This window comes from Pseudomonas sp. PVC-5-1, from assembly GCF_057444345.1.
Map to the genome: position 1 here is coordinate 5,111,273 of NZ_CM172024.1, position 19,176 is coordinate 5,130,448.

Sequence of the window (19,176 nt, forward strand, 5' to 3'; positions counted from 1 at the left end):
GGAAACAAGGGCTTGGGATGGGGTAGTGATGCGTGAACGGAGAGGCGTGGTAGAAGTTGTCCACATCGAGAATGGGGCTGCTTTGCAGCCCTTTCGCCGGCAAGCCAGCTCCCACAGGGACCACACAGGCCCTGAGGGCAGTGCAGTACCTGTGGGAGCTGGCTTGCCGGCGAAAGGGCCGCAAAGCGGCCCCCGAATGCAACTCAATGCCCGCCGAGATAGGCGTTGCGCACTTCTTCGTTGACCAACAGCTCCTGCCCCGTCCCGCTCATGCGAATCTGCCCGTTGACCATCACATAAGCCCGGTCCGACAGTTTCAGCGCATGGTTGGCGTTCTGCTCCACCAGGAAGATGGTCATCCCGGTCTTGGCCAGTTCACGCAAGGTCGAGAAGATCTGCTTGACCACGATCGGCGCCAGCCCCAGCGATGGCTCATCCAGCAGCAACAACTTTGGCCGGCTCATCAGCGCGCGAGCAATGGCCAGCATCTGCTGCTCGCCACCGGACATGGTCATGGCCCTCTGGTTACGCCGCTCTTTCAGGCGCGGGAACAGCTCGTACATGCGCTGCATGTCTTCGTCGGCATGCTTGTCGCCGATGGGGATGGTACCCATCATCAGGTTCTCCTCGACCGTCATGTCGGGGAACACCCGGCGCCCTTCCGGCGACTGGGCAATGCCGTTGGAGGCAATGTAATGCGATGACTTGCGAGTGATGTCGGTGCCGCGGTACACGATATGCCCCGACGCCGCCCGCGGCTGGCCGAAGATCGACATCAGCAGGGTCGACTTGCCAGCGCCGTTGGCGCCGATCAGGCTGACCGTCTCACCTTCATTGATGTGCATCGAGACTTTCTTCAGCGCCTGGATAGGGCCGTAAAACACGTCCAGGTCCTTCAATTCCAGAATGGGTGCACTCATACCAGTTCCTCTTCATCTGCACCCAGGTAGGCGGCGATCACCGTCGGGTTGTGGCGAATATCCTGCGGCGCGCCTTCGGCAATCACGTTGCCGTGGTCGAGCACCACGATATGGTCGGAAATGCTCATGACCATGCCCATGTCGTGTTCGATCAGCACCACGGTGATGTCGTGCTCGTCGCGCAGCACGCGGATCATGCGGCTGAGAGCCTCGGTTTCCTGTGGGTTCAGGCCAGCCGCCGGCTCGTCCAGGCAGATGATCTTCGGCCGCGTGCACATGGCCCGGGCGATTTCCAGGCGGCGCTGCTGGCCGTACGACAACTCGCCAGCCAGGCGGTTGGCGCAATCGACCAGGTCGACCACTTCCAGCCAGTAGAACGCGTGGTCCAACGCGTCGCTCTCGGCCTTGCGGTAGGCCTTGGTGTTGAGCACCCCGGCCAGCAGGTTGCGGTTGACCCACATGTGCTGGGCCACCAGCAGGTTCTCCACCACCGACATTTCCTTGAACAGGCGAATGTTCTGGAAGGTGCGTGCCAGGCCGGCGCGGTTGACCAGGTGGGTACCGCCGAACATCTTGTAGTACATGCGGTTGGCAAAGCGCGCCGGCGAGACGAAGTCCGCCACCTGGAAGCGCTCGCCGAGCAGCTGGATGACATTGGTGTGGCTGCCGCGCACGTTCAGCTCGATGCGCCCGCCACTGGCCTTGTAGAACCCGGTCAGGCAGTTGAACACGGTGGTCTTGCCCGCACCGTTGGGGCCGATCAGGGCGAAGATCTGGTTGCGCCGGACCTTCAGGCTGACATCGCTGAGCGCCTTGATGCCACCGAACTGCATCATCAGGTTGTCGACCGAGAGAATGATATCGTCGCTCATGGCGCCACTCCTTTACGCGGGGTCACACCGGTACGGCTGATGCGGATCAGCCCACGCGGTCGCCAGATCATCATCAGCACCATCAACACACCGAACAGCAGCACGCGGTATTCGGAGAAGCTGCGCAGCAGCTCGGGTGCCACGGTCAGCACGAAGGCGGCGATCACCACGCCTACGGTCGAGCCCATACCACCGAGCACGACGATGGCGAGGATCAGCGCCGACTCGAAGAAGGTGAACGACGACGGGTTGACGAAGCCCTGGTAGGTGGCAAAGAACACCCCGGCCAAGCCGGCGGTGGAGGCACCCAGGGTAAACGCCGAGAGCTTGACCAGTACGTGGTTCAGGCCCATCGAGCGGCAGGCGATCTCGTCTTCGCGTAGCGCTTCCCAGGCACGGCCGACCGGCATGCGGGTCAGGCGATGCTTGATGTAGAGCACTGCAAGCACGACGATGAATAGCACCGCGTAGATGAACACGAACTTGAGGTTGGCGTTGTAATCGAAGCCGAAGAACTCGTGGATCGGTACCCCACCGTCCTTGGCCCTACGGCCGAACTCCAGGCCGAAGAAGGTCGGCGCCGGTGCCGGCATGCCGTTGGGGCCGCCGGTGAACGACAACCAGTTGTTCAGCACCAGGCGGATGATCTCGCCGAAGCCCAGGGTCACGATCGCCAGGTAGTCGCCATGCATCCGCAACACCGGGAAACCGAGTATGCACCCCGCCAGCGCCGCAGCTATGGCCGCCAGTGGCAGCACGCTCCAGAAGCCCAGGCCAAGGTACTGATAACCCAGCGCCAGGCCATATGCGCCGATGGCATAAAACGCCACATAGCCCAGGTCGAGCAGGCCGGCCAGGCCGACCACGATGTTCAGCCCCAGGCCCAGCAGCACGTAGATCAGGCCGAGGATGACCACGGTCAGCAGGTACTTGTTGGCGAAGATCGGGAAGACAATGGCGATCACCACCAGCGCCGGGATGATATAGCGCAGCCGCGATACGTAGTTCGGTGCGCGCACATGCACGCCCGAGCCACCGCTTTCGAAGCCCTGGAGCATGCGCGAGCCGGCGGCCGTCTGCAGGTACAGGCTGAGCAGGAAGCGCCCCAGCATCACCCCGCCAACCAGCCAGGCCACACGCCGCGGCTCGGCGTTGAAGGTGTAGCCGTCGAGCACCACGCCAACGACAGGGCCGAACACGATGAGTGCCAGCAGGCCGGCGACGATGGTCTCCAGCAGGCTGCGTTTGATATCGAAACTTTTGGTTTCAGGAACAGAGGCAGTTTTGGCAATGGACATGTTCACACCTTAGCCACGAGCGGGCGACCCAGCAGGCCTTGTGGGCGGAAGATAAGGATCATCACCAGCAGCGAGAAGCTGAACACGTCCTTGTAGTCGGAGTTGATCAGGCCAGAGAACAGCGACTCGGAAATGCCCAGGATGATCCCGCCGAGCATGGCGCCAGGCAGCGAGCCGATACCGCCGAGCACCGCGGCGGTAAATGCCTTGATGCCGATGATGAAGCCGGCGTAGAAGTCGAAGGTGCCGTAGTTCATGGTGATCAGCACGCCGGCCAGGGCAGCCATAACCGCACCGATGACGAACACGTAGGAAATCACCCGGTCGGTGTTGATGCCCAGGATCGAGGCCATCTTGCGGTCTTGCTGGGTGGCACGGCACATGCGGCCGAGCTTGGTGTACTTGATCACATAGGTGAGCAGGCCCATGCCAACGAAGGCTGCCACCAGGATGAAGATCTTGGTGTAGGTAAGTTGCACGAAGCCGGTGCCCACTTCGACACGCCAGGCGCCTTCCAGCAGGGTTGGCACGCCTTGCTGGCGGGCGCCCTGGCTGATCTGCGCGTAGTTCTGCAGGATCAGCGAGATGCCGATGGCACTGATCAGTGGTGCCAGGCGGGTGGAGTTGCGCAGGGGTTTGTAGGCGATGCGTTCGATGGTGAAGCCGTACACGCCGGTGACGACGATGGTGAACAACAGGGTGCCCAGCATCAACAGGGGGAACGACTCGATACCGAAATAAGCCAGCAATGCCAGGCTGATCGCCGCGAGGTACGCGGAAATCATGTACACCTCGCCGTGCGCGAAGTTGATCATGCCGATGATGCCATAGACCATTGTGTAGCCGATGGCGATCAGGCCATAGACCGACCCGAGGGTCAGGCCGTTGACCAGTTGCTGCAGGAAAATACCATCCATAACGCAATCTCACCTGATTGAGATTGCACGAGCGCCGACCACGGCGGGCCTGGAACAAGCGGCCCTCGCAGCGCAGTACTGTGCAGATCTACGGATAAAGACAGGTACCGCGGGGCTTTGGCCCGGGGGCTGACGCGCCCGGGCCGTGGGCCATTGTTATTTTTGTTTTTCCAGCTGGTGGTACTTGCCTTGGGCATCCCACTGGTAGACCACGTAGTCGGACACGGTCAGGTCACCCTTCGAGTCCCACTTTTTCTCGCCCATGACGGTCTTCACCGGGTTGGCCTTGAGCCACTTGGCAGCGTCTTCGCCCTTGTTCGACTTGGCGCCGTTGAACGCGGCAGCCAGGGCCTGCAGCGAGGCATAGGCGTACAGGGTGTAGCCTTCAGGTTCGGTACCGGCCTTGCGGAACTCCTCAACCACCGCCTTGCTGTCCGGCAGCAGACGCGGGTCGGCGCCGAAGGTCATGTACACGCCATCGACGTATTGCGCGCCGCCAGCGGTGGACACCAGTTCGTCGGTGACGATGCCGTCATCGGACATGAACTTGACGTCCTTCAGGCCCTGCTCGCGCAGCTGGCGTACCAGCGGGCCGGCTTCCGGGTGCAGGCCGCCGAAGTAGACAACGTCGGCACCGGTGGAACGGATCTTGGTGACCACGGCACTGAAGTCCTTCTCGCCGCGGGTCAGGCCTTCGTACAGCACCGGCTTGACGCCGCGTTTTTCCAGCTGTGCCTTGGTCGCGTCGGCCAGGCCTTGGCCGTAGGTGTCCTTGTCGTGCAGCACCGCGACTTTCTTGCCCTTGAGCACGTCGACGATGTAATCGCCGGCGACGATGCCCTGCTGGTCGTCACGGCCGCACATGCGGAACATGGCGCCCAGACCGCGCTCGGTAACCTGTGGGTTGGTGGAGCCCGGGGTGATGGCGATGACGCCAGCCTCGTCATACACCTCGGAGGCCGGGATGGTGTTGGAAGAACAGAAGTGGCCTACCACGCCAATCACCTTGTCCTGATCGACCAGGCGGTTGGCCACGGCCACGGCCTGTTTCGGCTCGCAGGCGTCATCGCCCTTGACCAGCACGATTTTCTCGCCATTCACGCCACCGGCGGCGTTGATCTTGTCGGCCGCTGCCTGCGCACCTTTCATGTACTGCTCGCCAAACGCTGCGTTAGCCCCGGTCATCGGGCCCGCTACACCGATCTTGACGTCGGCCTGAACATACGAAGAAACACCCAGTGCCGTAGCTACGGCCAGAGCCAGGAAACCTTTCTTGTAAAACGTCTGCGACATGAGGTGGTGCTCCTAGAGTTTTTTTGGTTGGCACTACAACTTCTCAGCCCTGTGCTCAGAGCAAGGGCCGTGCCATAGGTTTTGTCTTCCGGCAAAACACACTGCGCAGGTTGCCTGCAGGCGACCGACGGCCTTTTCTTTATTGAGCGTGCAACCGTCTGCCACGCGGCAGGCGCCACCAGACGTACAGACAAGGAGCAACCGTCGAGTGCCATCATTGCAACCCTGGCAAGTGTTTACGTGCAACCGCCCTGTAACAGCGGACGTCACCGAACTGCACACAGCTGGTGCGCGACTGCTACAAGCGGCACCGTTTCAAGGCTAGCTGGTGCACGAAAAAACACGCGGTTTTGGCAGATCCGGCCTCTTCGCGGGCTCGCCCGCTCCCACAGGTATTGCACCGTTCCTGAGCTCGGAGGTGTTCCTGTGGGAGCGGGCAAGCCCGCGAAGAGGCCGGAACAGCCACACGAGGCGCAAAAGGCTGGCACAATGTCCGCCATTCGCCGCTTCCGGAGCCCCATTGATGAGCGAGAGCGCATTCGCCGAGCGCATCGTGCACAACCTGCTCGACACCGACTTCTACAAACTCACCATGATGCAGGGCGTGCTGCACAACTACCCGGATGCCGACGTCGAATGGGAATTCCGCTGTCGCAACGGCGAGGACCTGCGCCCATACCTCGGCGAGATCCGCAACCAGCTAGAACTGCTCAGCGACCTCACCCTGGATGATGGCCAGCTGGCCTTTCTCGAACGCATCAGCTTTCTCAAGCCAGATTTCCTGCGCTTTCTGCGCCTGTTCCGCTTCAACCTGCGCTACGTACGCCTGGGGATAGATAACGACCAGCTGTTCCTGCGCCTGAAAGGTCCGTGGCTGCATGTGATCCTGTTCGAAGTGCCGCTGCTGGCGATCATCAGCGAAGTGCGCAACCGCCATCTGCACCCGCGCATGCGCCTGGCCGAGGCCCGCGACCAGCTGTACCGCAAGTTCGACTGGCTGCGCGCACATGCCAGCGACGATGAACTGGCCGAACTGCAGGTGGCTGACTTCGGCACCCGCCGGCGCTTTTCCAGCCGTGTGCAGGAAGAAGTGGTGCGTGTGCTGCGCGACGATTTCCCGGGCCGCTTCGTCGGTACCAGCAACGTCGACCTGGCATGGAAACTGGATATCAAGCCGCTGGGTACCATGGCTCATGAATGGATCATGGCCCACCAGCAACTCGGCCCGCGACTGATCGACAGCCAGATCGCCGCGCTGGACTGCTGGGTGCGCGAGTACCGCGGCCTGCTCGGTATCGCCCTGACCGACTGCATCACCATGGATGCCTTCCTTGGCGATTTCGACCTGTACTTCGCCAAGCTGTTCGACGGCCTGCGCCACGACTCGGGCGAACCGGTGGCATGGGCGGAAAAAGCCATTGCCCATTACCAGAAACTGGGTATCGACCCGATGACCAAGACCCTGGTGTTTTCCGACGGTCTCAACCTGACCCGCTCGCTGGAAATCTTCCGAGCCCTGCGCGGTCGCATCAACGTCAGCTTTGGCATTGGCACCAACCTGACTTGCGACATCCCGGGTGTGGCCCCGATGAGCATCGTGCTTAAAATGACCGACTGCAACGGCGCGCCGGTGGCGAAGATCTCGGACGAAGCCGCCAAGACCCAATGCCGCGACGAGAACTTCGTCGCCTACATGCGCCATGTATTCAAAGTCCCCAGCAAGGAGTAACCCATGCAAGCGGTTCAGCAAGAGATTGCCCAGGCACTGAAGGTACAGCCGCCGTTCGCCGACGCCGCCGCGCTCGAGGCCGAAGTGGCCCGGCGCGTGGCGTTCATCAAGGATTGCCTGGCCAACGCCCGGCTCAAGACCCTGGTGCTGGGCATCAGCGGCGGCGTCGACTCACTGACCGCCGCCCTGCTCGCTCAGCGCGCCATCAACGAGCTGCGCGCCGAAACCGGTGACAAGGCCTATACATTCATCGCCGTACGCCTACCGTACCAGGTCCAGCATGACGAGCATGACGCCCAGGCGTGCCTGGAAGTGATCAAGGCCGACGAAGTGCACACCGTGGATATCGCCCCGGCAGTACGGGCGCTTGCGGCTGAAGTGGTGGAGTTGAAGAACGGCTCGCCGACGCTGGTGGACTTCGTGGTCGGCAACGTCAAGGCACGCACCCGCATGGTCGCCCAGTACACCATCGCCGGTGCCCGCGCAGGCCTGGTGATCGGCACCGACCACGCCGCCGAGGCAGTGATGGGCTTCTTTACCAAGTTCGGTGATGGTGCCTGCGACCTGGCGCCGCTGAGCGGGCTGGTGAAGAACCAGGTGCGGGCGATTGCGCGCAGCTTCGGTGCGCCGGAGTCACTGGTGGAGAAGGTGCCGACTGCGGACCTGGAAGACCTGGCACCGGGCAAGCCGGACGAAGCCTCCCATGGCGTGACCTACCAGCAGATCGATGCCTTCCTGCATGGGCAGCCGGTTGACCAGGAAGCGTTCGACATTATCGTCGCCACCTACCGCAAGACCCAGCACAAGCGCGAACTGCCGTTCGCCCCTTGATCAGGCTGTAGAAAGACCTGTGGGAGCGGTTCGGCGCCCCGGTGAACCCGCTCCCACAGGGTTCACCGTCAGCCTTTGATTACTTGACGACGACCTTGCCCTTCATCATCGAGATGTGGCCCGGGAAGGTGCAGAAGAAGCTGTAGTCGCCACCGGCTTCCAGCTTGGTAGCGTCGAACTTCACCTCGGTCTCCTTCTCAGGAGCACCAATCATCTTGGTGTGGGCGATGATCGCGGCGTTGTCAGCCTTGATGTAGTCCTTTTCCAGACCCTGGCTCATGCCTTCGGTGGCAATGCCCTGCATGTCGGCAGTCTTGCTGATCACCAGGTTGTGGCCCATGACGTTCTTCGGCAGGTTGCCGGAATGGGTCAGTTTGACGGTGAATTCCTTGCAGCTCTTGTCGACGGTGATTTCCTTGGTGTTGTAGGACATCTGGTCGGTGGAGTCGACAGTCACCGAGCACTCGGCTGCGAAGACAGAAGCGCTGGCGAGGGTCAGCAGGGATACCGCTACAGCTTTCGCAAACATCATGAATCTCCTTGGCAGGGTTTTATCAATTGCGAGACTGCCTGAAACCGTTCAGCCCCTTGCTGATATGGGTCAAGGGGCTGTCAAGAGGCCAGCCAGTAGAATTGTTCAATGGATTGTATACAACCAATTCAAGGGCACATCATGCCCTTTTATTGGACGATGGGACAACCTCTCATTTAGGAGCAATACGAAATGACCCTTGGTAGCCTGATGAACAGCCTGCTGGCGGCCTACGCCCATGGAGCGACCGGCGCCATCTGCGAATTCTCCCGACCGGAGTGAAACCAGCCTTGGAACTGTAGGACATGGGCCTTACCCTGTCAGCCTGAGTGACTGGAGATGAGCAATGCCCGTACGTTCCGTTTGTGTGTTCTGCGGCGCCAGCATTGGTGCCAACCCCGCTTACCGTGAAGCGGCCATCGCGCTGGGCCAGGCGATAGCCCGTCGCGGCCTGACCCTGGTCTATGGCGGCGGCGCAGTTGGCCTGATGGGCACCGTCGCTGACGCGGCCATGGCGGCCGGTGGCGAAGTGATCGGAATCATCCCCGAGAGCCTCATGAATGCCGAAATCGGCCACAAGGGCCTCAGCCGCCTGGAAGTGGTCGACGGCATGCACGCGCGCAAGGCACGCATGGCCGAACTGAGCGACGCCTTTATCGCCCTGCCCGGTGGGCTGGGTACGCTGGAGGAGTTGTTCGAGGTATGGACCTGGGGGCAATTGGGCTATCACGCCAAGCCGCTGGGGCTGCTGGATGTGAACGGTTTCTACGAGAAGCTGGGCGGGTTCCTCGACCATATCGTCGAAGAAGGCTTCGTGCGGCCGCAGCATCGGGCGATGTTGCTGCTGGGGCAGCAGCCCGATGAGCTGCTGGACGGGATGGACAGCTTTGTTGCGCCGGTGGCGCCGAAGTGGGTCGACAAGAAGCCTGACTGAAGCTGAGATTTTTAGGACCGCTTTGCGGTCCATCGCGACACAAGGCCGCTCCTACACCGACCGCGAGCCCCCCCCCCCGGAATTGTCGGGTTTGCACGGTCATTGTAGGAGCGGCCTTGTGTCGCGATGGGCTGCAAAGCAGCCCCAAGAATCGCCCAGTTAACGCGGGATCACTGGCTGACGCGGCTTCTTGTTGCCTTTGCCACCCTTGGCCGCTTCCTTGCGCTCCTTGGCCGCCTGCTGGTTACGCGCAAACGCTTCGGCCTTGGCTTTTTCACGCTTGTCCCACGGTTTGCTGCCATCACTGCCACGCGGCGGCAGGCCGGTGTGCTGGGTAAGGACCTTCTGCTCCTTGCCCACCTTGTGGCTACCCGCCGGGGTCGAGTTCTTGCGGCGAGCACTCTGGTAGGTATCGGTCTGCGGCTGGTGCAGCGGGATCAGCTGGTGCTTGCCCGGCCCGATCAGGTCGGCACGGCCCATGCGCTGCAGCGCCTCACGCAGCATCGGCCAGCCCTTCGGATCGTGGTAACGCAAGAACGCCTTGTGCAGACGACGCTGCTCCTCGCTCTTGACGATCTCCACACCCTCGCTCTTGTAGGTCACCTTACGCAGCGGGTTCTTGCCCGAGTGGTACATGGCCGTGGCCGAAGCCATCGGCGACGGGTAAAACGCCTGCACCTGGTCGGCACGGAAGCCGTTGCCCTTCAGCCACAGGGCCAGGTTCATCATGTCTTCGTCGGTGGTGCCTGGGTGGGCGGCGATGAAGTACGGGATCAGATACTGCTCCTTGCCCGCCTCTTTCGAGAACTTCTCGAACATGCGCTTGAAGCGGTCATAGGTGCCAATACCCGGCTTCATCATCTTGTCCAGCGGGCCACGCTCGGTGTGCTCAGGGGCAATCTTCAGGTAACCACCGACATGGTGGGTGACCAGCTCCTTGACGTACTCCGGCGACTCCACCGCCAGGTCATAACGCAGGCCAGAGGCAATCAGGATCTTCTTCACACCCGGCAGGGCACGAGCCTTGCGGTACAGCTCGATCAGCGAGCTGTGGTCGGTGTTGAGGTTTTCGCAGATGCCCGGGAATACGCACGACGGCTTGCGGCAGTGCTTCTCGATGTCATGGCTCTTGCAGGCGATGCGGTACATGTTGGCAGTCGGGCCGCCAAGGTCGGAGACCACGCCGGTGAAGCCCGGCACCTTGTCACGCATCTCTTCGATTTCGTGCAGGATCGACTCGTGCGAGCGGTTCTGGATGATGCGGCCTTCGTGCTCGGTGATCGAGCAGAAGGTGCAGCCACCGAAGCAGCCACGCATGATGTTCACCGAGAAGCGGATCATCTCGTAGGCCGGAATGCGCTCCTTGCCGTAGGCCGGGTGCGGCACACGGGCATAGGGCATGCCGAACACGTAGTCCATTTCCTCGGTGCTCATGGGGATGGGTGGCGGGTTGAACCACACATCCACTTCGCCATGCTTCTGTACCAGGGCGCGGGCGTTGCCCGGGTTGGTCTCCAGGTGCAGCACCCGGTTGGCATGGGCATAGAGTACCGGGTCGTTACGCACCTTTTCGAACGACGGCAGGCGGATCACCGACTTTTCCCGGGTCATGCTCGGGCTATCGAGAATCTGTACGACCTTGGCTTCGTTCGGGTCCTCCTGGTCGCCCTTGGCCTGCTCGATGGCACAGGCCTGGGTGTCCTGGGTATTCACGTACGGGTTGATGATCTTGTCGACGCGGCCCGGGCGGTCGATGCGGGTCGAATCGATCTCGTACCAGCCCTGAGGCGTGTCGCGACGCACGAAAGCAGTGCCGCGCACATCGGTGATGGTCTCGATCTTCTCGCCGTTGGACAGGCGCTGGGCCACCTCGACCACCGCGCGCTCGGCGTTGCCGAACAGCAGGATGTCGGCGCTGGCGTCGATAAGGATCGAGTGGCGGACCTTGTCCTGCCAGTAGTCGTAGTGGGCGATGCGGCGCAGCGAAGCCTCAATGCCGCCCAGTACGATCGGCACGTGCTTGTAGGCTTCCTTGCAGCGCTGGCTGTACACCAGGCTGGCACGGTCCGGACGCTTGCCGGCCAGGCCACCAGGGGTGTAGGCGTCGTCGGAACGGATCTTCTTGTCCGCGGTGTAGCGGTTGATCATCGAGTCCATGTTGCCCGCGGCCACACCGAAGAACAGGTTCGGTTCGCCGAGCTTCATGAAGTCGTCTTTCGACTGCCAGTTCGGCTGGGCGATGATGCCCACGCGGAAGCCCTGGGCCTCCAGCAGGCGGCCGATGATGGCCATGCCGAACGACGGGTGGTCGACGTAGGCATCACCGGTCACGATGATGATGTCGCAGGAATCCCAGCCGAGCAGATCCATCTCCTCCCTGCTCATCGGCAGGAAAGGTGCTGGCCCGAAGCATTCGGCCCAGTACTTGGGATAGTCGTAGAGTGGTTTGGCTGCTTGCATGTCAGTGACCGGTTCTGGTGTGCAGGGAAATCGCGGGCGCGGAATATAGCACAAATTTTGACCAAATCCGACGATGGTTGTCGGATTCATGGCTGGCCGGCGATGAGGCCGGTGGCTTATTCGTCGTCGTCGAAGTTGTACATGCCCGGCGCAAGGTTCTCGAAGCGGGTGTACTTGCCGATGAACGCCAGGCGCACGAAGCCGATGGGGCCGTTACGCTGCTTACCGATGATGATTTCCGCCACGCCCTTGTGCTCGGTCTCAGGGTGGTACACCTCATCGCGGTAGACGAACATGATCACGTCGGCGTCCTGCTCGATCGCACCGGATTCACGCAAGTCAGAGTTCACCGGGCGTTTGTTCGGGCGCTGTTCCAGGGAGCGGTTCAGCTGCGACAGGGCGATGACCGGGCAGTTGAATTCCTTGGCCAAAGCCTTGAGCGAGCGGGAGATCTCGGAAATCTCGTTGGTCCGGTTGTCACCGGCCGAACCCGGGATCTGCATCAGCTGCAGGTAATCGACCATGATCATGGCGATTTCGCCGTGCTCGCGGGCCAGGCGACGGGTACGCGCGCGCATTTCAGAGGGGCTGATACCGGCAGTATCGTCGATGAAAAGCTTGCGGTCGTTGAGCAGGTTCACAGCCGAGGTCAGGCGCGGCCAGTCATCGTCGTCCAGCTGGCCGGAACGCACCTTGGTCTGGTCGATACGGCCAAGGGACGAGAGCATACGCATGATCAGCGATTCACCTGGCATCTCGAGGGAGAACACCAGTACCGCCTTGTCGGTACGCAGTACGGCGTTTTCCACCAGGTTCATGGCGAAAGTGGTCTTACCCATCGACGGTCGGCCGGCGACGATGATCAGGTCGGCTGGCTGCAGGCCGCTGGTCTTCTCGTCGAGGTCGGTGAAACCGGTCGATACGCCGGTGATGTCACTGTCGGAGTTGAACAGCGTGTCGATGCGGTCGATGGCCATGGTCAACAGTTCGTTGACACCCACCGGGCCGCCGGTTTTCGGGCGAGCCTCGGCAATCTGGAAGATCTGCCGCTCGGCGTCGTCGAGAATTTCTTCGGCGTTGCGCCCTTGCGGGTTGAACGCGTTGTCGGCGATATCGGTACTGATGCTGATCAGCTGGCGCAGGGTGGCGCGCTCGCGAATGATCGCGGCGTAGGCCTTGATGTTGGCCACCGACGGGGTGTTCTTGGCCAGCTCGGCCAGGTACGCCAACCCACCGACTTGCGAAGAAAGGCCTTCCTTGTCCAACTGCTCGTGCAGGGTCACCACGTCGAATGGCTGGTTGGCGTCGGCCAACTTGTGCACGGCACGGAAGATCAGGCGGTGGTCATGCCGGTAGAAGTCGCCATCCGATACCTGGTCCAGCACCCGCTCCCAGGCGTTGTTGTCCAGCATCAGGCCACCGAGCACGGCCTGTTCGGCCTCGATGGAATGCGGCGGCACCTTCAGGGCTGCGGTTTGCAGGTCAAGCTGTTCGGAAGTGGTGATCTCGTTCATGGCCACGAAAGAATTCTGGAGGATGAAAAAGACAAAGGGCACGGCCTGTCGAAAACAGGACCGTGCCCGATGTTAACCGCCTGCCCCACAAGGAGCCAGACAGTCAGCGCAGCTTAGGCAGCTACGACGACCACGCGTACGGTGGCTTCAACGTCGCTGTGCAGGTGCACGGCTACGTCGTATTCGCCAACCTGACGGATGGTGCCGTTCGGCAGACGAACTTCAGCCTTGGCCACTTCAACGCCGGAGGCGGTCAGGGCGTCAGCGATGTCGTGGGTGCCGATCGAACCGAACAGCTTGCCTTCGTCGCCAGCGGTGGCAGTGATGGTCACTTCCAGCTCGGCCAGTTGGGCAGCGCGGCTTTCAGCCGAAGCTTTCTTGTCAGCAGCTGCTTTTTCCAGCTCGGCGCGACGCTCTTCGAACGCAGCCAGGTTGGCGGCGTTGGCAACGGTGGCCTTGCCGAATGGCAGCAGGAAGTTACGGCCGTAACCAGCCTTAACCTTTACTTTGTCGCCCAGGTTGCCCAGGTTAGCGACTTTTTCCAGCAGGATCAGTTCCATTTGGTAAAACCTCTTAACTTTTAACCTTCACCGTTCGCGGAGTCATTCCCCTTGGGGGACTTGCGACCGCGAAAATCAATCAGGCTGTCGACAATGGCCAGAACCACCAGCAACGGATAAATCAGCTGCATGATCAGCGGCAGCGTCACGTACATGCCCACCAGCCAGAAACCGGCCAGTCGACCCTGTGCCACCAGCCCATGCATCAAGGCGATGCCGGCCAGCACCAGTACCAGGCTGGAGGCCGATGCCAGGACGATGAACTGCGGCCCGATGAACGGGGCCACCACCATCACTGCCACCAAGACCGCCATGGTCTGTTTCGGCAACTTCAGGGCGCGAAACTCGCGACCGAAGCCTCCAGGGTTGTACAACGCTGCCTGCCAGTAGCGCGCCAGCACCAAGGCCAGCACACTGAACAATTGCACCGTCACTGCTGTGGAAGCGACCAGCACAGGGCGGATCAGCTCACCGGAGAGCACCGGCTGCCCCTCGATTTTTGGCATGGCTTCGGCAAAGGCCTTGGCCAGTACATCGAAGGTTTGCGCCAGCGCCAGATCGAGCACGAGGCTGAAAGCCACGGCGAACACGGCACTGACCAGCAACACCCGGCTCCAGGGATGCTCGGCGCGCAACAGCGCAGCCAGGCCCAGGGCACCCGCGATCACCAGAAAGGTGATGGGATCGCCCATGACCCACACGGCCAGCCCGGCCAGCAGGCCGCCGGCGATGACCGTTGTAGCATCCTTGAACCCACGCCGCAGCAGCACAAGGCTGCCGGCAGCGGCACTCAACCAGAACAGCAGCGGCAGTACCGCGCTGATGACCACCACCAGGGTGGCCTGCACACGACCGCGCATGATGAAACTTGCTAACGCTCGCATGCTAATCCCTTACTGCTTGTCGACGACCCGGTCTCAGCGGCCGTGGCTGTCGGTGTAGGGCAGCAGGGCCAGGAAGCGGGCGCGCTTGATAGCGGTAGCCAGCTGACGCTGATAACGAGCTTTGGTACCGGTGATACGGCTTGGAACGATCTTGCCGGTTTCGGATACGTAAGCTTTCAGGGTGTTGAGATCTTTGAAGTCGATCTCTTTCACGTCTTCAGCAGTGAAGCGGCAGAATTTACGACGACGGAAGAAACGTGCCATTTAATAGGCTCCTCTAAAGGTCCGTGGATTACTCGTCAGCGTTATCGCTGGAGTCGCTGTCATTGCTGTCGTCGCCGTCGGCGGATTCAGCATGCTCAGGACGCTCACGACGCTCACGGCGCTCGCTGCGGTTTTCTTCAGCCTTCAGCATCTCGGACTGGCCGGTAACGGCTTCGTCACGACGGATGACCAGGTTACGGATAACGGCATCGTTGTAGCGGAAGTTGTCTTCCAGCTCGGCCAGGGCCTTGCCGGTGCACTCAACGTTCAGCATCACGTAGTGAGCCTTGTGAACATTGTTGATTGCGTAGGCCAGTTGACGACGGCCCCAGTCTTCCAGGCGGTGGATCTTGCCACCATCTTCTTCGATCAGCTTGGTGTAACGCTCAACCATGCCGCCGACTTGCTCGCTCTGGTCCGGGTGAACCAGGAAGATGATTTCGTAATGACGCATGAATGCTCCTTACGGGTTAGTAGTCTGCCAGCGAATCTGGTCAGACAAGGAGTGAATGACACTGTATGTCTTGCACGGAGGGGAGGCACATGCGCGCCTGCCAGCTCGGCAAGGGGCGCAATTGTAGAGAAGGCGAGACGTACAAGCAAGGTGATTGGTGAATATTTGAACAGCCTGAAAAATATTCAGAATGTGTCAGGGCCCATTCGCGGGCACGCCCGCTCCCACAGATCAACTGCTGCCTTTGGCATTGCAGATTACCTGTGGGAGCGGGCGTGCCCGCGAAGAGGCCGGCGCAGGTTATAGATCAGCGCTTGGCCTGACGCTGACGCACAGCCTCGAACAGGCACACGCCAGTCGCCACCGACACGTTCAGGCTGCTGACACTACCGCCCATCGGCAACTTCACCAGGAAATCGCAATGCTCGCGGGTCAACCGGCGCATGCCCTTGCCTTCCGCGCCCATGATCATCACCAACGGCCCAGTCAGGTCCTGCTGGTAGATCTCCTGCTCGGCCTCGCCGGCGGTACCTACCACCCACAGGCCACGCTGCTGCAGTTTTTCCAGGGTGCGCGCCAGGTTGGTCACAGCCACAAGCGGGATCACCTCCGCAGCGCCACAGGCCACCTTGCGCACGACCGGTGTCAGGGTTGCGGACTTGTCCTTGGGCACCACCACTGCCGTGGCACCGGCGGCATCGGCGGTACGCAGGCAGGCGCCAAGGTTGTGCGGGTCGGTCACGCCATCCAGCACCAGGATCAGCGGGGGTGTTTCGGTGCGCTCGAGCAACTCCTCGAGCATCAACTCGCCCCAGACCTGGCTCGGGCTCACCTCGGCGACCACACCCTGATGCACGCCCTCTACCCAGGCATCCATCTCACGGCGCTCGGCCTGGCCGACCGCCACGCGATTTTCCGCGGCCAGCGCCAGCAGCGCCTGCAGGCGCGGCTCGCTACGCCCTTCCGACAGCCAGATCTGCTTGACCCGCTTCGGATGGTGCTGCAGCAATGCCTGCACGGCGTGCACGCCGTAGATCTTTTCCAGCTGACTCATGACTTGCTCTTGCTCTTGCGTGGCGCGCCGGACTTCGGCGGGCCTTTACGGTGCTTGGTCGGCTTGCCGGAGGCCTTGCCACCCTTGTCCGACTTGCTGCTGGCATGGCCGCCACTGCGCGCCTCGCTCATCAGCGCCTTCTTCATTTCGCGGCTCTTGCGCACTTCGGCGTTACGCTGCACAGCGTCTTTCGGGAAGTACGCCTCGGCGGCCTCGCTCTTGCGGCTGCGCGGCTTCGGCGTGGCCTTGGCCTCGACCGGGGCCTGCTCGGCCTGGCCGGCAGCCGGTGCGGCACCACGCTGCTTGCGGCCGATCGGGGCGGCGAGGGTCTTTTCCGACACTTCGAAGTCGATCTTGCGCTCGTCCAGGTCGACGCGCATGACCTTGACCTCGATCGTGTCGCCCAGGCGGAAGCTGCGCCCGGTACGCTCGCCAGACAGGCGGTGGTGCACCGGGTCGAAGTGGTAGTAGTCGCCCGGCAGCGCACTGACGTGCACCAGGCCTTCCACATAGATATCGGTCAGCTCGACGAACAGGCCGAAACCGGTCACCGCGGTGATCACACCCGGGAAGGTCTCGCCCACGCGGTCCTTCATGAACTCGCACTTGAGCCAGTTGACCACGTCACGGGTGGCTTCATCGGCCCGGCGCTCGGTCATCGAGCACTGCTCGCCGAGCTGCTCGAGAGTGTTCTCGTCGTATGGGTAGATGCGCGCCTTGGGGATGCTCATGGCGCCGGCACGCTTGACGTGCGGGGTTTCGACCCTGGAACGGATGATGCTGCGGATGGCGCGGTGCACCAGCAGGTCCGGGTAGCGACGGATCGGCGAGGTAAAGTGGGTGTACGCCTCGTAGTTCAGGCCGAAGTGGCCGTTGTTGTCGGTGCTGTACACCGCCTGGCTCAACGAACGCAGCATCACGGTCTGGATCAGGTGGAAGTCCGGGCGCCCGGCGATGCTCGCCAGCAGTGCCTGGTAATCCTTCGGCGACGGGTCCTTGCCCTTGTGCAGGGTCAGGCCCAGTTCGCCCAGGAAGGCGCGCAGCTTTTCCAGACGCTCCGGCGGCGGGCCGTCGTGCACGCGGTACAGGGCCGGCACGCCATGCTTCTGCAGGAATTCGGCGGTGGCCACGTTGGCCGCCAGCATGCATTCCTCGATCAGCTTATGGGCGTCGTTGCGCACGGTCGGGCGGATTTCCGCGATCTTGCGCTCGTCACCGAAGATGATGCGGGTTTCCTGGGTCTCGAAGTCGATCGCGCCACGGGTGTGACGGGCCTCCACCAGCACCTTGTACAAGTTGTACAGGTTCTTCAGGTCCGGCACGACTGCCTTGTACTCCTCACGCAGCGCCTTGCCCTCACGGGTGCGGGAGTGCTCGAGCATGCTGCTGACCTTGTTGTAGGTCAGGCGGGCGTGGGAGTGGATGACGCCTTCGTAGAACTGATAGTCGACCATCTGGCCGGCTTTGTTCATGGTCATTTCGCAGACCATGGCCAGGCGATCGACATGCGGATTCAGCGAGCACAGGCCGTTGGACAGCTCTTCGGGGAGCATCGGTACCACGCGCTCGGGGAAGTACACCGAGTTGCCGCGCTGCTGGGCCTCGACGTCCAGGGCCGAACCCAGGCGCACATAGCTGGACACGTCGGCAATGGCCACATACAGGCGCCAGCCGCCGGAGAACAGGCGCAGCTTGCCCAGCGGCTCGCAATAGACGGCATCGTCGAAGTCGCGGGCGTCCTCACCGTCGATGGTGACGAACGGCAGGTGGCGCAGGTCGACGCGCTTCTCCTTGTCCTTCTCTTCGACTTCGGAGCGGAACTTGCGCGCTTCCTTGATCACCTCTTTGGGCCAGACGTGCGGGATATCGTAGCTGCGCAGGGCAACGTCGATTTCCATGCCCGGCGCCATGTAGTTGCCGATGACCTCGACCACATCGCCTTGCGGCTGGAAGCGCGGGGTCGGCCAGTGGGTGATCTTGATCTCGACGAACTGGCCGATCTTGGCACCGCCGTTGCGCCCGGCAGTGACCAGCACTTCCTGCTGGATCTTCGGGTTGTCCGGGGTAACGTAGCCGATACCGCCTTCTTCGAAGTAACGGCCGACCACGCTTTCGTGGGCGCGGGAGATGATCTCGACCAGCACGCCTTCACGGCGGCCACGGCGGTCGACGCCAGAGACGCGGGCCAGGCCGCGGTCACCGTCGAACACCAGGCGCATTTGCGACGGGCTGAGGAACAGATCTTCGCTGCCGTCGTCCGGAATAAGGAAGCCGAAGCCGTCGCGGTGACCGGAGACGCGGCCGCAGATCAGGTCCAGCTTGTCTACCGGGGCATAAGTGCCGCGCCGGGTATAGATAAGCTGGCCATCGCGCTCCATGGCACGCAGGCGGCGGCGCAGGGCTTCGATCTGGTCTTCGTCGTAAAGACCGAACTCGGCCGCCAGCTCCTCGCGTGCGGCCGGTTCGCCACGGTCGGCGAGGCGCTGCAGGATCAGCTCACGGCTGGGAATAGGGTTGTCGTATTTTTCCGCTTCGCGAGCGGCCTCGGGATCGAGGGATTGCCAATCGGCCATCAGAAGGGGTTCACCTTGGGGTATATAGATAGGAATTCTGGCATAGGCGTATTGAAACCGGAAATGTCAGCCTTGGACAGCCCCACC

General features: G+C 62.0%; 17 protein-coding genes. 3 read left to right on the plus strand and 14 right to left on the minus strand.

Annotated elements, in window-relative coordinates; genetic code table 11:
• Positions 1-203: 203 nt before the first annotated feature.
• The 5 genes from AC2T3R_RS23405 to AC2T3R_RS23425 all read right to left on the minus strand — a co-directional run bounded on the left by AC2T3R_RS23405 (position 204) and on the right by AC2T3R_RS23425 (position 5,300).
• Complete coding sequence (locus AC2T3R_RS23405; RefSeq protein ID WP_015271986.1) at positions 204-920, minus strand: ABC transporter ATP-binding protein; 717 nt, start codon at positions 918-920, stop codon at positions 204-206.
• Positions 917-1,792 carry an ATP-binding cassette domain-containing protein gene (locus tag AC2T3R_RS23410; RefSeq protein ID WP_025340815.1) on the minus strand — a complete coding sequence of 292 codons (876 nt, stop codon included), beginning with the start codon at positions 1,790-1,792 and terminating at the stop codon, positions 917-919. Before AC2T3R_RS23410 ends, AC2T3R_RS23405 begins: the two co-directional genes overlap by 4 nt.
• Positions 1,789-3,090 (minus strand): high-affinity branched-chain amino acid ABC transporter permease LivM, encoded by a 1,302-nt coding sequence (gene livM / locus AC2T3R_RS23415; RefSeq protein WP_015271987.1) that lies wholly within the window; start codon positions 3,088-3,090, stop codon positions 1,789-1,791. The genes AC2T3R_RS23410 and livM overlap by 4 nt, the downstream gene beginning before the upstream one ends.
• A gap of 2 nt (positions 3,091-3,092) precedes the next feature.
• A complete protein-coding gene (locus tag AC2T3R_RS23420) occupies positions 3,093-4,007 on the minus strand; it encodes an ABC transporter permease subunit (protein WP_013974411.1) in 915 nt (304 codons plus the stop codon).
• 156 nt (positions 4,008-4,163) lie between these two features.
• Entirely contained in the window at positions 4,164-5,300 is a 1,137-nt protein-coding gene (locus tag AC2T3R_RS23425) for a branched-chain amino acid ABC transporter substrate-binding protein (protein WP_013974412.1), read from the minus strand.
• A 523-nt stretch (positions 5,301-5,823) separates the two neighbouring features.
• On the opposite strand from AC2T3R_RS23425, the gene pncB reads away from it, so the two are divergent.
• Both pncB and nadE read left to right on the plus strand, forming a co-directional pair.
• On the plus strand, positions 5,824-7,029 hold the full coding sequence (gene pncB, locus AC2T3R_RS23430) for a nicotinate phosphoribosyltransferase (RefSeq protein WP_410952259.1): 1,206 nt from the start codon (positions 5,824-5,826) through the stop codon (positions 7,027-7,029).
• A gap of 3 nt (positions 7,030-7,032) precedes the next feature.
• Positions 7,033-7,860 carry an ammonia-dependent NAD(+) synthetase gene (gene nadE, locus AC2T3R_RS23435; protein ID WP_013974414.1) on the plus strand — a complete coding sequence of 276 codons (828 nt, stop codon included), beginning with the start codon at positions 7,033-7,035 and terminating at the stop codon, positions 7,858-7,860.
• Positions 7,861-7,939: 79 nt separating this feature from the next.
• Here nadE and azu read toward each other — a convergent pair whose 3' ends face one another.
• Positions 7,940-8,389: an azurin gene (gene azu, locus AC2T3R_RS23440; protein WP_015271990.1), complete on the minus strand. Its 450-nt coding sequence runs from the start codon at positions 8,387-8,389 to the stop codon at positions 7,940-7,942.
• A 349-nt stretch (positions 8,390-8,738) separates the two neighbouring features.
• On the opposite strand from azu, the gene AC2T3R_RS23445 reads away from it, so the two are divergent.
• A complete protein-coding gene (locus AC2T3R_RS23445) occupies positions 8,739-9,326 on the plus strand; it encodes a cytokinin riboside 5'-monophosphate phosphoribohydrolase (protein ID WP_023660590.1) in 588 nt (195 codons plus the stop codon).
• A gap of 159 nt (positions 9,327-9,485) precedes the next feature.
• Here AC2T3R_RS23445 and AC2T3R_RS23450 read toward each other — a convergent pair whose 3' ends face one another.
• From AC2T3R_RS23450 to rnr, 8 genes are all read right to left on the minus strand, one after another.
• Positions 9,486-11,786 carry a YgiQ family radical SAM protein gene (locus AC2T3R_RS23450; protein ID WP_013974417.1) on the minus strand — a complete coding sequence of 767 codons (2,301 nt, stop codon included), beginning with the start codon at positions 11,784-11,786 and terminating at the stop codon, positions 9,486-9,488.
• A 116-nt stretch (positions 11,787-11,902) separates the two neighbouring features.
• Positions 11,903-13,300: a replicative DNA helicase gene (gene dnaB, locus AC2T3R_RS23455; RefSeq protein WP_015271992.1), complete on the minus strand. Its 1,398-nt coding sequence runs from the start codon at positions 13,298-13,300 to the stop codon at positions 11,903-11,905.
• A gap of 113 nt (positions 13,301-13,413) precedes the next feature.
• On the minus strand, positions 13,414-13,860 hold the full coding sequence (rplI, locus tag AC2T3R_RS23460; protein WP_003249568.1) for a 50S ribosomal protein L9: 447 nt from the start codon (positions 13,858-13,860) through the stop codon (positions 13,414-13,416).
• Positions 13,861-13,880: 20 nt separating this feature from the next.
• Complete coding sequence (locus tag AC2T3R_RS23465) at positions 13,881-14,744, minus strand: hypothetical protein (RefSeq protein WP_003259010.1); 864 nt, start codon at positions 14,742-14,744, stop codon at positions 13,881-13,883.
• Positions 14,745-14,777: 33 nt separating this feature from the next.
• Positions 14,778-15,008 carry a 30S ribosomal protein S18 gene (gene rpsR, locus AC2T3R_RS23470; RefSeq protein ID WP_003249563.1) on the minus strand — a complete coding sequence of 77 codons (231 nt, stop codon included), beginning with the start codon at positions 15,006-15,008 and terminating at the stop codon, positions 14,778-14,780.
• Positions 15,009-15,036: 28 nt separating this feature from the next.
• Positions 15,037-15,462, minus strand: a complete 426-nt coding sequence (rpsF, locus tag AC2T3R_RS23475; RefSeq protein WP_013974420.1) for a 30S ribosomal protein S6 — start codon at positions 15,460-15,462, stop codon at positions 15,037-15,039.
• A gap of 307 nt (positions 15,463-15,769) precedes the next feature.
• On the minus strand, positions 15,770-16,516 hold the full coding sequence (rlmB, locus tag AC2T3R_RS23480; RefSeq protein WP_003259007.1) for a 23S rRNA (guanosine(2251)-2'-O)-methyltransferase RlmB: 747 nt from the start codon (positions 16,514-16,516) through the stop codon (positions 15,770-15,772).
• Positions 16,513-19,089 carry a ribonuclease R gene (gene rnr, locus AC2T3R_RS23485; RefSeq protein WP_486744334.1) on the minus strand — a complete coding sequence of 859 codons (2,577 nt, stop codon included), beginning with the start codon at positions 19,087-19,089 and terminating at the stop codon, positions 16,513-16,515. Before rnr ends, rlmB begins: the two co-directional genes overlap by 4 nt.
• Positions 19,090-19,176 lie beyond the last annotated feature (87 nt).